The sequence below is a fragment of the Thalassovita autumnalis genome (genome assembly GCF_001458255.1).
Taxonomy (GTDB): Bacteria; Pseudomonadota; Alphaproteobacteria; order Rhodobacterales; family Rhodobacteraceae; genus Thalassobius; species Thalassobius autumnalis.
On sequence record NZ_CYSB01000038.1, the window covers coordinates 94,270 to 108,322 of the forward strand.

General features: G+C 61.2%; 12 protein-coding genes. 6 read left to right on the forward strand and 6 right to left on the reverse strand.

What is annotated here, in order from left to right:
• Window positions 1–79: 79 nt before the first annotated feature.
• The 5 genes from TL5118_RS15195 to TL5118_RS15215 all read left to right on the forward strand — a co-directional run bounded on the left by TL5118_RS15195 (window position 80) and on the right by TL5118_RS15215 (window position 3,656).
• Window positions 80–1,369: a lipoprotein-releasing ABC transporter permease subunit gene (locus tag TL5118_RS15195; protein WP_058244812.1), complete on the forward strand. Its 1,290-nt coding sequence runs from the start codon at window positions 80–82 to the stop codon at window positions 1,367–1,369.
• Window positions 1,362–2,039 carry an ABC transporter ATP-binding protein gene (locus TL5118_RS15200; RefSeq protein WP_058244811.1) on the forward strand — a complete coding sequence of 226 codons (678 nt, stop codon included), beginning with the start codon at window positions 1,362–1,364 and terminating at the stop codon, window positions 2,037–2,039. The genes TL5118_RS15195 and TL5118_RS15200 overlap by 8 nt, the downstream gene beginning before the upstream one ends.
• Window positions 2,040–2,114: 75 nt before the next feature.
• Window positions 2,115–2,654, forward strand: coding sequence for a P-loop NTPase family protein (locus tag TL5118_RS15205; protein WP_058244906.1), 540 nt, complete (start codon window positions 2,115–2,117; stop codon window positions 2,652–2,654).
• 88 nt (window positions 2,655–2,742) lie between these two features.
• Complete coding sequence (locus tag TL5118_RS15210) at window positions 2,743–3,228, forward strand: c-type cytochrome (protein WP_242601794.1); 486 nt, start codon at window positions 2,743–2,745, stop codon at window positions 3,226–3,228.
• Window positions 3,225–3,656 (forward strand): c-type cytochrome, encoded by a 432-nt coding sequence (locus TL5118_RS15215; protein WP_058244810.1) that lies wholly within the window; start codon window positions 3,225–3,227, stop codon window positions 3,654–3,656. The genes TL5118_RS15210 and TL5118_RS15215 overlap by 4 nt, the downstream gene beginning before the upstream one ends.
• Before the next feature lie 6 nt (window positions 3,657–3,662).
• Here the strand turns inward: TL5118_RS15215 and TL5118_RS15220 are convergent, their stop codons facing one another.
• Entirely contained in the window at window positions 3,663–4,349 is a 687-nt protein-coding gene (locus tag TL5118_RS15220; RefSeq protein WP_058244809.1) for a hypothetical protein, read from the reverse strand.
• A 578-nt stretch (window positions 4,350–4,927) separates the two neighbouring features.
• On the reverse strand, window positions 4,928–5,389 hold the full coding sequence (locus TL5118_RS15225) for an Lrp/AsnC family transcriptional regulator (RefSeq protein ID WP_058244808.1): 462 nt from the start codon (window positions 5,387–5,389) through the stop codon (window positions 4,928–4,930).
• Between the two features lie 193 nt (window positions 5,390–5,582).
• Between TL5118_RS15225 and TL5118_RS15230 the strand changes: the two genes are divergently transcribed.
• The gene (locus tag TL5118_RS15230; protein ID WP_058244807.1) at window positions 5,583–9,005 is read left to right on the forward strand and encodes an indolepyruvate ferredoxin oxidoreductase family protein; all 3,423 of its coding nucleotides are present in this window, start codon (window positions 5,583–5,585) and stop codon (window positions 9,003–9,005) included.
• Window positions 9,006–9,108: 103 nt separating this feature from the next.
• On the opposite strand, the gene TL5118_RS15235 is transcribed toward TL5118_RS15230, so the two are convergent.
• The 4 genes from TL5118_RS15235 to TL5118_RS15250 all read right to left on the reverse strand — a co-directional run bounded on the left by TL5118_RS15235 (window position 9,109) and on the right by TL5118_RS15250 (window position 14,032).
• Complete coding sequence (locus TL5118_RS15235) at window positions 9,109–10,155, reverse strand: ABC transporter ATP-binding protein (RefSeq protein ID WP_058244806.1); 1,047 nt, start codon at window positions 10,153–10,155, stop codon at window positions 9,109–9,111.
• Window positions 10,155–11,465 carry an MGH1-like glycoside hydrolase domain-containing protein gene (locus TL5118_RS15240; RefSeq protein ID WP_058244805.1) on the reverse strand — a complete coding sequence of 437 codons (1,311 nt, stop codon included), beginning with the start codon at window positions 11,463–11,465 and terminating at the stop codon, window positions 10,155–10,157. The genes TL5118_RS15235 and TL5118_RS15240 overlap by 1 nt, the downstream gene beginning before the upstream one ends.
• Before the next feature lie 4 nt (window positions 11,466–11,469).
• On the reverse strand, window positions 11,470–12,684 hold the full coding sequence (locus tag TL5118_RS15245; protein WP_058244804.1) for a carbohydrate ABC transporter permease: 1,215 nt from the start codon (window positions 12,682–12,684) through the stop codon (window positions 11,470–11,472).
• 112 nt (window positions 12,685–12,796) lie between these two features.
• Window positions 12,797–14,032, reverse strand: coding sequence for a carbohydrate ABC transporter permease (locus TL5118_RS15250; protein WP_058244803.1), 1,236 nt, complete (start codon window positions 14,030–14,032; stop codon window positions 12,797–12,799).
• Between the last annotated feature and the right edge of the window lie 21 nt (window positions 14,033–14,053).

Here is a 14,053-nt window from a genome sequence, read left to right on the forward strand (position 1 = left end):
GCCCTTGGGGCGCCGAAAGGCTTGACCTTATCGCAAGGCTGGTTCACCTCTGACAGCACACAACCGGGATGAGGCGGATATGGCGGGCACACCCCCACCTTTTGCACGATTTGAATGGATGATTGCGTGGCGCTACCTGCGGGCCCGCCGCGCTGAGGGTGGGGTCAGTGTGATGACCTGGATCTCATTGATCGGCATCACGCTGGCGGTATTCGCCTTGATTGCCACCCTGGCAGTACGCGCAGGATTTCGGGCGGAATTTGTCGACACGATCCTGGGATCCAACGCCCATGTGACGGTCTACAGTATCGGCACGGTGGATCCCAACACTGGCCGGATTGACCGGTCTATCCCCGACTATCAGGCCATGGCGGACCGCCTGCGCACGGTGGAGGGCGTGACCCGCGTCGCGCCGCTGATCAAGGGCCAGGTCATGGCCAACCGTGGCAGCTACAACGCCGGGATCGAAGTTTACGGCATCTCGCTGGAGAACCTCAAAACCATCCCGCGTATCGTGAACCCCGAAACCGGATTTGGCGACATCTCCCGTTTTGGCGAAGGGGTGGCCATCGGGTCCGGCGTGGCGCGTGAGTTGGGCGTGACGGTGGGCGATAAGATCAAGGTGATTTCCCCCAATGGGGTGAAAACCGCCTTTGGCACCTCACCGCGCGTGAAAGCCTATGAGGTGATCTATGTCTTCTCGGCCGGGCGCTATGACATTGACCGGGTGCGCGTCTACATGCCCTTCACCGAAGCGCAGAGCTATTTTAACCGCGACGATGCCGCCGACGAGATGGAAGTCATGGTGCGCAGCCCGGAAAACATCGATGACCTGCAGCTGCCGCTGTTGCAGGCGGGCGGGCAGGGCACCCAGCTTTGGACCTGGCGCGATGCCTCGGGCAGTTTCCTCAGGGCGTTGAAAATCGAAGACAATGTGATGTTTGTCATCATGTCGATCCTTGTGTTGATCGCGGCGATGAACATCGTGTCGGGCCTGATCATGCTGGTGAAAAACAAAGGCCGTGACATTGGTATCCTGCGCACCATGGGGCTGACCGAAGGCGCGGTGCTGCGGGTGTTTTTCATCTGCGGCTCTCTGACTGGCATGGTGGGCACTCTGGCGGGGGTGATCCTGGGCTGCCTCTTTGCTTATTACATCGATCCGATCTTTGCCTTTGTGAACTGGATGGCCGGCGGGCAGGCCTGGGACCCCTCGATCCGGGGCATTTACCATCTGCCGGCAAAACTGCAGCTGGGCGATGTGGTGACGGCGGTGTCGCTGTCGCTGAGCCTCAGCTTTATTGTCACGATCTTCCCGGCCCGCCGTGCGGCCCGGATGAACCCGGTGGAGGCCCTGCGTTATGAGTGATCCGGTTCTGAGCCTTGAGGGCATCACCAAAACCTATGCCAAGGGCAGCGCCAATCCGGTTGCCGTGTTGCGCGGGGTGGATCTGACCATCCAGCCGGGCGAAGTGGTCGCTCTGGTTGCGCCTTCGGGCGCCGGCAAATCGACTTTGCTGCATATCGCTGGTCTGCTGGACACGCCGGATCAGGGGCAGGTCACATTGGCGGGGCAGGCGCTGACCGGTCAGTCTGATCGCCGCCGCACCCGGGCCCGGCGCGAAGATGTCGGCTTTATCTATCAGTTCCATCATCTGCTGCCTGAGTTCAGCGCGCTGGAAAACGTGGTACTGCCGCAGCTGGCCAATGGTGTGGCCCGGGCTGAGGCGGTGACGCGCGCCAGTGACCTGTTGTCCCGTGTGGGCGTCGGCGCACGGGCGGACCACCGGCCTGCGGCCCTGTCGGGCGGGGAACAGCAGCGGGTGGCCTTCTGTCGGGCCTTAGCAAATGAACCACGCCTTTTGTTGGCCGATGAACCCACTGGCAATCTGGATCCTGCCACCTCGGATCAGGTGTTTGACGCGCTGATGACGCTGGTGCGCTCCACCGGGATGGCGGCGCTGATTGCCACCCATAATATGGAGCTGGCCGGGCGCATGGACCGGATGCTGCGGCTGGAGGCCGGGCAGCTTGGCTGAGACCGCTTGACGCTACCGTTGTGATCCGTCAGTTTCGCGCTCTTTCGTTAAAGGAATTGTGTGATGCAGGCAGCGATGCAACGGGTGATGATTGTGGGCCAACCCGGATCGGGCAAGTCCACATTGGCGCGTCAGATCGGGGCCATCACGGGGCTGCCGGTGGAACATATCGACCGCATTCACTGGATGCCCGGTTGGCAGGAACGCCACCGGAAGGAAAAGACCCGCATGTGCCATGAGGTGCATGCCCGCGACCGCTGGATTTTTGAGGGCGGCCATTCCGCCACCTGGCGCGAACGTCTGGCCCGCTGTGATACCTATATCTGGGTTGATCTGCCGCTTGCCCTGCGGTCTTGGCGGGTGCTGAAACGCACCCTGCGCCACTATGGTCGCAGCCGCCCGGACCTGCCCGAGGGATGTCCGGAACAGATCTCATGGGAGTTCTACCGTTGGATCTGGGACACCCGCAAAACCGGCCGTATCGGCCCCGCGCGGTGCCTGAGATCGGCGCAGAAAACCAAAGCCGCCCACCATCTGCGCAGCCCGGCGGAGGTCAAACGGTTCGTTGTGAACCTGGCCGCTGCCTATGGCACCCCGGTTCCGCCGGTGGATTGAGCAAAACCTGACACGCATCAAAGCGCCAGCGGGCGGAACCTGTCACACTTATAGGACCAAATGAGGTTCCAAGTGACAGGAGGCCCCGATGTCAGATGCACCTAAAACGTCCCCAAAGGCCCAAGTGGTCTTTGCCCTAAGGCACTGCCGCAGAGCGATCACATTGCTGGCGATGGTCTGGGCATTGCTTGTGGTTTTGCCCACGGTCGCCACCGCGCAAGAGATCGACAATAGCGCCGATGTGGCCACGGGCCGCGCCCTTTACATGACCCATTGCGCCACCTGCCACGGGCTGGAGGCAGAGGGAAACGGCCCGATGGCGCCTGTGTTGCTGGTGCAGCCCAAATCCCTGGCAGCGTTGAGCGTTGAAAATGGCGGGATCTTTCCGCTAAAGCGTGTTGTGGCGCGCATTGATGGGCGCGATCCGCTGGTCAGCCATGGATCCGCAATGCCGGTTTACGGCGAGGTCTTTCAAGGCGATGATCGCGCTATGAAAACTGAAACCGGCCAGCCGATGCTGGCAGGTGGCCCGATTGTGGATCTGGTCGCCTATTTAAGGAGCATCCAGCAATGACTTTTGTCGCCCGTTGCACCCCTTTTGCCTTTGTCGCGTTGGCGGCCTGTGCCCCCAGCCAGGACGTTGCCATGCCGGAACCTGCTGAGGGGGCGCTGCTGTTTGCGCAGAATTGCGCCATCTGCCATGGCGCCAACGGGCAGGGCGGTAGCACCGGCACGGACGGCCCGCCGCCTGCAGACCTGACGCGTCTGTCACTGGCCAATGGCGGCGTGTTCCCGCGTGAAATGGTGCTGACGACGGCGGATGGCTACAACCGGCAGGCGCTTGGCGATCAACGGATGCCGGAATTTGGCGGCTTTCTGGGTGGTGAAACCGTGCCGCTGGATGTCAGCGGCACCGCATCGGCCGAGGATGCCAATCTGACCCCGGTGCCACGGGCGCTGGCTGCCCTTGTGGCCTATCTGGAAACCCTGCAGGTGGAGTGATCGCGCTCAGCTGCAGATGCCGTTCAGATCGGCATCTTTCCACGGCACCACCGCGGCGCGGTCGATCCGTGTTTGCAGCAGCTGCACCGGCATTACCTCAGACAGCATCGCATGCAGCCGCTTTGTGCGCTGCGCCTTTGGAGCCAGGGCGCGGCAACAGGTGAACTCTTCCACAATTGCGGCCTGCTGTTCAAAGGGGAAGCTCAGGAAATCGGGCTGGCTGTCCAGTTCAAACAGATAGGGATCATGGCCCGGCTTATGTTCGCTGGCGGCGCGCCAGGGGGTGTAACCGGTGCGATCACGGTTCTGCCATTGCCAGACATGGGTCATCTCATGGGCAAAGAGCATCAGATCCCACAGATCAGTGCCCTGCGGGTATTCATGTGTGAAATCAGGCCGGTAGAGGTCTTTGCGGTAAAAGACGTTCTGATAGACGGCAATCGCCCCGGGGGAGGTTTTGAACGTCTCCCCTTTGACCGGGGGAAACACCCGCTCCTGACAGGTCACCCGGGGCCGCGCGGCATAGGTAAAGGTCACGCTGCGGGCAAAATGCCCGTCGTTAAACCGCACCGGTTTCGGATCCAGCTGGTCGCCATAAAACGTCCGCGCATAGGCGCGTTCGCGTTCCGTCAGGGGACGGCCACAGGCGGTGAGCAGCAGGCAGCAGGCCAGGAGGCCGATCAGAATGCGCATAGGGTCAGACTGCACCTCTGGCGGCGCAAGGTCCAGCCCTATGAAACGATCCTAACGGGCGATCCAGATCGGCAATCCGTGGGGCTGATTATTGCAGGATGTGATAAGGCAGCAACCGCTCAGGAGTCGCCGCATGGGTCGACATGATGGAAAACGCCGTGAGGGCCGCAGCCGACCCCAGAACCAGAGTGATAAAGCGCATGACCGTTACCTCCTACCGTACCGAAAACGCAAAACATGATCACAGCTCAAACCGAGCATAAACGCCCTCTGGCCCGACCCGAAAAGGCGAGGCCAGAGGCGGGGCTTAACCTGCTGTGTAAGCAGGGACCGAGTGAGGAACCTCACTCGCCGCGCCGGGGATTGACGCGATGGCTGACAGGGCTGAGGCAGCTATGACCCAGCCCAATACGACGGGCAGAAATCGCATGGGTGGCCTCTCAGTTTATGGTGCGGGGTGGTCGCTAGCAGACAGCAAACACCTTACCGCATGGTTAAGACAACGGTCGGAAGATGCAGCAATTTTACAGAATTTCTGTGGATAACTTTTCGAGCCCGCTCAAAGCCTTACCCATAGGTTAACGCAGGGCGACCAGATCCGCGCGTTTGACCTCTTTGAGGATCACATTGGTCTGTGCCCCTGCGACCGCCTCAATCCTGAACAGCACCTCTTCGAGGAAGCGGTTATGCGCGGCGATGTCTTCGACCAGGACCCGCAGGTGATAATCGGCCTGACCGGTGGTGGCATAGCATTCCAGCACCTCCCGGCGTTCCCCGATCACCCGGATGAAATCCTTCAGCTTTTCAGGGTCGTGGCGGGTCAATTGCACATGCACGATGGCGTGAAATCCTAGGCCCAGCTTCTCCAGCGCCAGCTGCGCGCCATAGCGCCGAATGAGGCCGCTTTCTTCCAACGCGCGGATCCGCCGCCAGCAGGAAGAGGCCGACAGCCCGGCCCGTTCTGCCAGATCAGCGTTGGACATGCGGCAATCCTGTTGCAGCAGTTCCAGAAGGGTCAGGTCACGGTCATCGAGGTGCATGAAACATCTGTCCAGATTTGGTGATTCAGGAAGACTCGCATTTTATCGCGATTGTCTTTTCTGGATAGTCTATCCGCATTTTGACGTCAAATTGGTCAATTCTGATCGTTTCATCGACCGGATAACATGTATTTTGACCGCATTTTTCAAATTGCCCGCGATAGTTTGCCCCAAACCACTCGCGAGGCATAAAATGACCGCCCAGCCACAGGGATTCACCCAATATAAACTTAATGACCGCTATGACCTGGAAGAGGGCCGCGTGTTCCTCACCGGAACGCAGGCGCTGGTGCGGATCATGCTGGAACAGACCCGCCGGGACCGGGCGGCTGGCACCAAGACGGCGGGCTTCGTCTCGGGCTATCGTGGATCCCCCCTGGGCGGCCTGGATCTGGAACTGTGGCGCGCCCGCAAAACGGTTGAAGCGCATGACATCACCTTCATGCCCGCCGTGAACGAAGATCTGGGCGCCACCGCTGTGCTGGGCGCCCAACAGGCCAGCCTTGACCCTGAATGTGAGGTCGAGGGGGTCTTTTCCATGTGGTACGGCAAAGGTCCGGGCGTTGATCGTTCGGGCGACGCATTGCGCCACGGCAACGCCTATGGATCCTCCCCCAAAGGCGGTGTGCTTGTGGTCGCGGGCGATGACCACGGTTGTGTAAGCTCCTCCATGCCACATCAGTCCGATGTGGCCTTCATGACCTGGTTCATGCCCACGCTGAACCCCGCCTCGGTTGAGGAATATCTGGAGTATGGCGAATACGGTTTCGCCCTTTCCCGCTATTCCGGCACCTGGGTGGGGTTCAAAGCGATTTCGGAAACCGTGGAAAGCGGCCGTTCGGTGCCGCTGCACAAGGATCGGGAGTTTACCTATCCCGAGGTGGATCTGCCGCCCAACGGCATCCACGTGCGCCACGGCGACCTGCCCAGCCCCGAGATTGAGACCCGCATCGGCTATAAACTGAACGCGGTGGAGGCCTTTGTGGAGGCCAACCCGATCGACAAACGCATCTATGACGTCAAAGACGCCAAGTTTGGCATCGTCACCACCGGCAAAGGCCATCTGGACACGATGGAGGCGCTGCGCCTTTTGGGGCTGGACGCGGCCGCCTGTCGCCGTTTGGGCATCGACATCTACAAGGTCGGCATGGTCTGGCCGCTGGCCCGCCGTGACGCGCTTGCCTTTGTGAAAGGCAAGCAAGAGGTGCTGGTGATCGAAGAAAAACGCGGCATCATCGAAAGCCAGTTCAAGGAGTATTTCTACGACTGGCCCGGCGACAAACCAGAGAAAATGGTTGGCAAACACCGCGCCGCCGGCGATCCGCTCTTGCCCTGGACCGGTGAGCTGAGCCCGCTGGATCTGGTGCCGGTGATCGCCGAACGGCTGGAACGGTTCTTCCCCGAAGAGGGGCTGATGGCCAAGGCGCAAGAATTGACCGCGCCGAAGCCGCCGGTGCTGAACCTGCCCGGCGCCAACCGCACCCCCTATTTCTGCTCGGGCTGTCCGCATAATACCTCGACCAAAGTGCCCGATGGCTCCATCGCGGCCTCGGGCATCGGCTGTCACGTCATGGCCTCCTGGATGGGGCGCAACACGGTGGGCTATGCCCAGATGGGCGGCGAAGGTGTGCCCCATGTGGTTGCCAGTAAGTTCAACGGTGGAAAGCATATTTTTCAGAACCTGGGCGAAGGCACCTGGTATCACTCCGGCTCTCTTGCCGTGCGGCAGGCAGTGGCGGAAAACGCCAATATCACCTTCAAGGTGCTCTACAATGATGCGGTTGCCATGACCGGTGGCCAGCCGGTGGACGGGCCGGTTTCGGTGCTGGGCATCGCGCAGGCCAGCCGCGCCGAAGGGGTGCAGCGGATTGCACTGGTCTCAGATGACATCGGCAAGTTTGACCGCGCCGAATACCCCAGTGACATCACATTCCATCCGCGCGAAGACATGGATGCGGTGCAGCGTGAGCTGCGTGAGGTCAAAGGCGTTTCGGTGCTGATCTACGAACAGACCTGCGCCACCGAAAAACGCCGCCGCCGCAAACGGGGCAAGATGGAAGATCCGAAGAAATTTGCCGTCATCAACCCACTGGTCTGCGAAGGCTGCGGCGACTGTTCGGTGGCATCCAACTGCCTGAGTGTAGAACCGGTGGAAACCCCATTGGGCCGCAAGCGTCGGGTGAACCTGTCAAACTGCAACAAGGATTTCAGCTGCCTCAACGGCTTCTGCCCCAGTTTCGTGACCATTGAAGGGGTGGAACGGCGCAAGAAATCCGGCGCCTATCTGGACATGCCGGCGCTGCTGTCGGATCTGCCGCAGCCCGAAATGCGTTCGCTCGCGACACCGTTTGACCTGCTGGTCACGGGTGTTGGCGGCACCGGTGTTGTCACTGTCGGGGCGCTGATCACCATGGCTGCGCATATTGAGGGGCGCGGCTCCTCGGTGTTGGACTTCACCGGCTTTGCGCAGAAATTCGGCACGGTTCTCAGCTACATCCGTCTGGGCGAAACGCCCGAGGCGGTGCATCAGGTGCGCATCGATCAGGGCGCAGCCCATGCGGTGATTGGTTGCGATATGGTGGTGTCCTCTGCGCCCAAAGCTTCGGTCCATTATCGTCCGGGGACTGAGGTGATCCTGAACCGTGCCGAAATGCCGACCGGGGATCTGGTGCTGAAACGGGACGCGGCGCTGAAGGTGGATCGCCGCGAACAGATGATCCGCAACGCGGTTGGCGCCGACAACGTCGCGGGCTTTGATGCAAACAAAGCGGCCGAGGCACTGCTGGGGGATGCGGTTTTTGCCAATGTGATGATGCTGGGCGCGGCCTGGCAAAAGGGGCTGGTGCCGGTGTCAGAGGCGGCGCTGAAACAGGCGATTGAGCTCAATGGCGTGGCGATTGAGAAAAACGCCCGTGCCTTTGATCTGGGCCGCGTGATGGCGGTGGATGCCACCCGCGTTCTGCCGCAAGAGCCCGAGGTGGACGACAGCCTGGAGGCGGTGATCGCGCTGCGCGTCGACTTCCTGAAAGATTATCAGGATGAGGCCTACGCCCTGCGCTTTGCCGATGCCATCGCCGCCTTCCGCGCCAGCCTGCCCCCAGAACATGAGGAGGAGCTGACCCGCGAAGCGGCCAAAACCCTGTTCCGGCTGATGGCGATCAAAGACGAATATGAGGTGGCCCGCCTGCACAGCCAGACCGGTTTTGACGCTATCCTGAAGGCTGAGTTCGAAGATGGTTACAAAAAGGTCTACCACATGGCGCCGCCTCTGCTGTCCCGCAAGAAAGACGCCCGTGGCCGGCCAGTGAAACGCAGCTTTGGTCCCTGGATGTCACCTGTTATGGCGCGCCTGGCGGGCCTCAAAAACCTGCGTGGCAGCATGCTGGACCTGTTCGGCTACACCGCCGAACGTCGGATGGAGCGGGGGCTGCGCGATTGGTTCATCGCCGGTCTGAGCGATATCACCGGCAAAGTGTCTGAGGACACGCTGGAGGACACCCGCCGGTTCCTGACCCTGCCGCAGGAGTTCCGCGGCTACGGCCCGGTGAAAGAGGCCAGCGTCAAGGCGCTGAAACCCACCGCCGAAAAAGCCCTGCAAGCGGTGCGCGCGACTTGAGCGACAAGACATTGAGTATTTAAGGATCATTGAAAGGCGCTTTCATCTTGCCGCAAATACTCTGGGGGGGCTAAGGGGGGGCAAAGCCCCCCCCTTTTTCATGTCAGACCCGCAATCCGTCTGTGTCAAAGAACGACAGACGTTCCGGATCAAAACTTAGGCCAACACGTTCGCCTTCGCTGAGCGCGGTGTCGCCGCTTTCGCGCACGGTGATCTGCCCAAGGGGGCCGCCATCTATCACCAGATAGCTGTCCGCACCCAGGTATTCGATCACGTCCACGGTGCCGTCACATTGGCCACTGCCCTCAGCGCCTAAGGTGATGTGTTCGGGGCGGATGCCGAGATGTTCGGCCGCGCGGTCGCCGGCGAAGGCGCCACCACGACCAGCGGTCAGGCTGTAGTGGCCGGCCTCGGTGGTGCAGGGCAGGATGTTCATCTTCGGGCTGCCGATGAACTGGGCGACAAACAGGTTGGCCGGGCGTTCATAAAGTTCGCGCGGGGTGCCGACCTGGGCAATTTTGCCAAACTCCAGCACCACAATCCGGTCGGCCAGCGTCATCGCCTCGACCTGATCGTGGGTCACATAGATCATGGTGGATTTCAGTCGCTGGTGCAGCTTGGCGATTTCGTAGCGCATTTCGACCCGCAGCGCCGCGTCGAGGTTCGACAGCGGTTCGTCAAACAAAAATGCCGTGGGATCGCGCACGATGCAGCGCCCGATGGCCACCCGCTGACGTTGGCCGCCTGACAGGTCCTTGGGACGGCGATCCAGATAGGGTTCCAGTTTCAGCACCTCGGCGGCGGCATCTACCTTGCGGGTGATCTCCTCCTTCGGGGCGCCCGAGGTTTTCAGGCTGAAGCCCATATTGTCGCGCACCGACATATGCGGGTAGAGGGCGTAGGACTGAAACACCATCGCCAGGCCACGTTTGGCGGGGGGCTCGGCGGTGACATCGCGCCCGTCAATATCCAGCGTCCCACGCGAGATATCCTCCAACCCGCCGATCATCCGCAGTAGAGTGGACTTGCCGCAGCCTGAGGGGCCGACGAAGACGATGAATTCACCGTCTTCAATCTCCAGGTCGACACCTTTGATGACCTGCACCTCGCCGTACCATTTCTCAACCGCGTTTAGCTTGATTGATCCCATCACTGCTCTCCTCTCTGCGGCTCAGTTTGCGTGGCGCCTTGATAGGCGGGCGCGCTGGGCGAGGCCCAGGCCAACCAGATCGCGGCGGTCCAGGTGAAGGTGCCACCGCCCGCCGGATCACCGGTATGCGGGTTGAAATATTCGGCAAAACCGCGTTCTGCCAGCAGTCGGGCGGAGCGGATGCGCAGCTCTTCTGCGGCGTCCGGGTGGCCCATATCGATCAGCCCCAGCGCAGTGATGGCGTTCATCATGGTCCAGGTCGGGCCGCGCCAGTAGCGCATGGCGTCAAACTTGGGATCGGTGACTTTCTGGCTGGGCACCGGGAATTGGCTGGCCTCAAAAGCCTCCATCAATTCACCCAGCATCACCGGGCATTCGATGCCCGCATACCAGCACAGGAAGGCTGCTGAGGTCACATTGCCCGCATGGGCCCCGGTTTTGAGGTCAATCGCTTCAAAGACGCCGCTGGCCGGGTTGCGCAGCCGTTCGGCGCCCTCTTCCAGCACATTGATCCAGCCTTCGATCTCGGCGCTGTCTTCGCCAAGTTCCGCGGCCAGAGCCAGCAGATCGCGGTTGGCGCGCAACAGGATGAAGGTCATGGTGGGATCCGCGACCTTGAAGGGCATGCTGTCGGCCATTTTGGCGTCATCCCAGCCCAGATCACGGCCCCGCTGCACCAGGTAGAGGTAGCGATCATAGTCTTCTTTGGTGGGGCGCATATGCGGATCCACATGGGCGGTGTCGCGGCGGGTGTAGGGGTCAATCCCGACCGGATCAATGGCCGCCATCGGCCCGTCCCAGTCCACCGTATTATCGCGGCCCGACTCCCAGGGGTGGGTGACAAAGATCATGCCCTCATGGCAGCGCCACTGCATGAACCAGCGGTGCCAGGCCAGTAGCTTCGGGTACAGCGCTTCGATATGGACGCGGCCGGCAGCGCGGTCTTTTTCGTAGGTCAGCCGGGTAAAGGTCGCGGCGACGGGGGGCTGGCTGATGCCGGAGGAGGGCACCGGCCCCAGCCCCTCGGTGCCCCAGACCTCGGGCCCCGGGAAGTAGCCGGGATCCGGGCGGTGAAACAGGATGTGGGGCAGCATGCCGGTGGGCCACTGGCCGGAAAACAGCGTTTCCAGCTCGGACCAGGCACGCGGCAGGTCAAACTGGGCAAAGCCCCAGGCGGCGAACCCGCTGTCCCAGTTCCACTGGTACGGGTAGAGCCCGTCTGTCGGCACGGAATAGCCGCCCCGGTCATTGCCGCGCAGCACCGCGCGGGCCTGCTCGTCTAGGCTGATGTGATCTCTGGCATTGGTCATTTTTTTATCCTTTGACGGATCCGGCCGTCAGGCCTTTGGTCATGAAGCGTTCAAGTCCCAGGAACAGCACCATGATCGGGACGGTGGCGATCACCGATCCGGCCATCAGGTGCTGGCGGGGAATTTCAGATGAGTTGAGGCTGGCAATCCCACGGGTCAGCGTGAACTTGGAAGGATCATCCAGCAGCATGAAGGCCAGCAGAAACTCGTTCCAGGCAATCATGAAGACATAGAGCGAGACCGAAGCCAGCGCCGGCAGTGACAGGGGCAGGGTGATCTTCCAGATCACTGCCAGACGGCTGAGGCCATCCATCAGCCCGGCCTCTTCGATCTCATGTGGCAGGCCCCGGAAGTAACCCTGCAGCATGTAAAGCGCGACGGGGATTGTGGTCACCGGATAAATCAGCAGGATCCCCACCACCGTATTGCGCAGCCCCGTGACCGAAAAGGCGATGTAGATCGGCAGCGCCAGCACGATGATCGGCACCATGTAGATCAACAGGATCGAGCGGGACAGCACCGCCCGGCCTTTGAAGCGCAGCCGCGCCACCGCATAGGCGCCGGGCACCGAAAACAGCAGGGTGATGAAGACTGTCAGCACCGAAATCAGCATGGAATTCAGCAGGTAATCGCCAAAATTGAAGTCCCGGAACAGCTCCACATAAGAGCGGAACAGATCCCAGCCCTTGGACAGATCGATGGAGAAATCCAGCGGGTTCTTCAGCAGCTCGGATTGGCTTTTGAGGCTGGTCATCACCATGACGTAAAACGGGATCGCCACAATTGCGGTGAAGAAAATATAGCCAAACCCGGTGAGGAACCGGATCACCGCATCCTCAATCGCGTGGCGGGTCTGGGACCCGGGGCCGGTGACCTCGGCCAGCAGCACCGGCTGGCTGAGGCCAAAGATCAGGCCCAAGGCCCCATTGACCAGGATCCGCGCCGTCAGGCTCAGCTCTGCGACCACCGGGGGCAGGCCGATCACCGACAGGGCCACCAGCGCAGCCGCCCCGATCACCATCGAGAGGGATTTTCCCGGCCCGGTATAGACAACTGCCAGGCCGCCGATAAGCCCCCAGAGGAGCGATAGCAACAGGTCCGGGCGAAACGCCTCACCCGTGGCAAAGGCGGCGGCCACGGCAAAGGTGGTGGCCAGAACCATCATCCACAGGGCGCCCAGCAGGGCGGCGGTAAAGGCGCCGTTCAGAAAGATCCGCATCTGACCGCTCCTTTCAACGTTTCACAAATACTCTGGGGTGAATGGGTCGCAGACCCAGAGGGGCAAAGCCCCTGAACAACAAGCGCCTGAACACGGCTCGTAAACAGACCCATCACAGACCCTCCTCTCGGCTCATGAAGCGGAAGAAGAAGACCGAGAAGCTGAGCAGGCAGAGGAAAATCACCACCGCCACGGCTGCACCGGCCCCGATGTTGGAGATTGCAAAAGCCTGTTCATAGACATTCACCGTCAGGGTCCGCGTGCCCGCATTGCCCCCTGTCAGCAGGAAGATGTCATCAAACTTGTTGAAGGTCCAAATGAAGCGCAAAAGGAACAGCACCGACAGGATGCCAAGGAGCTGCGGCAGGCTGAGGTACCAGAACTTCTGGAACGGGCTGGCGCCATCCATATCGGCGGCCTCATACATATCGGTATCAATCGACTGCATCCGCGCCAGAATGAACAGGAAGGACAGCGGGAAATAGCGCCAGATCTCAAACACCGTGACCATGATCAGCGCCAGGGGGCGTTCGCCAAAGAAGTTGATCGCCCCTTCGGTCACCCCCATCCGGATCAGCAGCGCATTGGCCGAGCCTGAGAAAGGATCAAACAAGATCAGCCAACTGAAGGCGACGGCGATCACCGGGGCCACATAGGGAAACAGGTAAAGCCCGCGCAGGATGCCCTGACCCTTGAAGCTTTTGTTCAGTAGCAGGGCGGCAAACAGGCCGACACCCAGCGCACCGATGGTGCCAAACACCGTGTAGAACAGGGTGACCCCCATGACGGCGATGAACTCATCACTATCAAAGATGCGGGCGAAGTTTTCGGTGGAAAACTCGAAATTCGTCAGGATGCTGTCCGCCTCACCGCTGACCTGCGGCTCGGACCCTTCGGCGGCCTCTTCGGCGGCGTCTTCATCCGCTGCGGCCACGGGAATGCGCAGCCGTTCGTTATAGCCCCCCTCCAGCTGGTCAAAGGCACAGCGCAGGTCGCGGCCGGTCAGGGCGCAGCCGGCAGGCAGATCGCCGGTGACGGTCAGATCCGTCGGCAGCGTGTCGGTGATCACGACGTTTTCGATCACCTTGTCCTGGCTGGAATTGCGCAGCCGGTATTCGATGCGCAGGCTGTCACCGGAACCGCGCAGGGATTCACGCAGGATCGGGGCAGGCGGGCGCAGATCGGCCAGACCAATGGGTTTGAAACTGATCCAGAAGATCGCCAGCAGCGGAATCACCACGACGAGAGCAACCGAGATCAACGTGGGTGCAAGCAACCCCCAGGCCAGCCGGGCTTCGCGCCGGGCAAGCGGAGTCACACCACGCGGAGGGAGCGGGGAATGTGTCATGTCAGGAAGGGGGGGGGACCT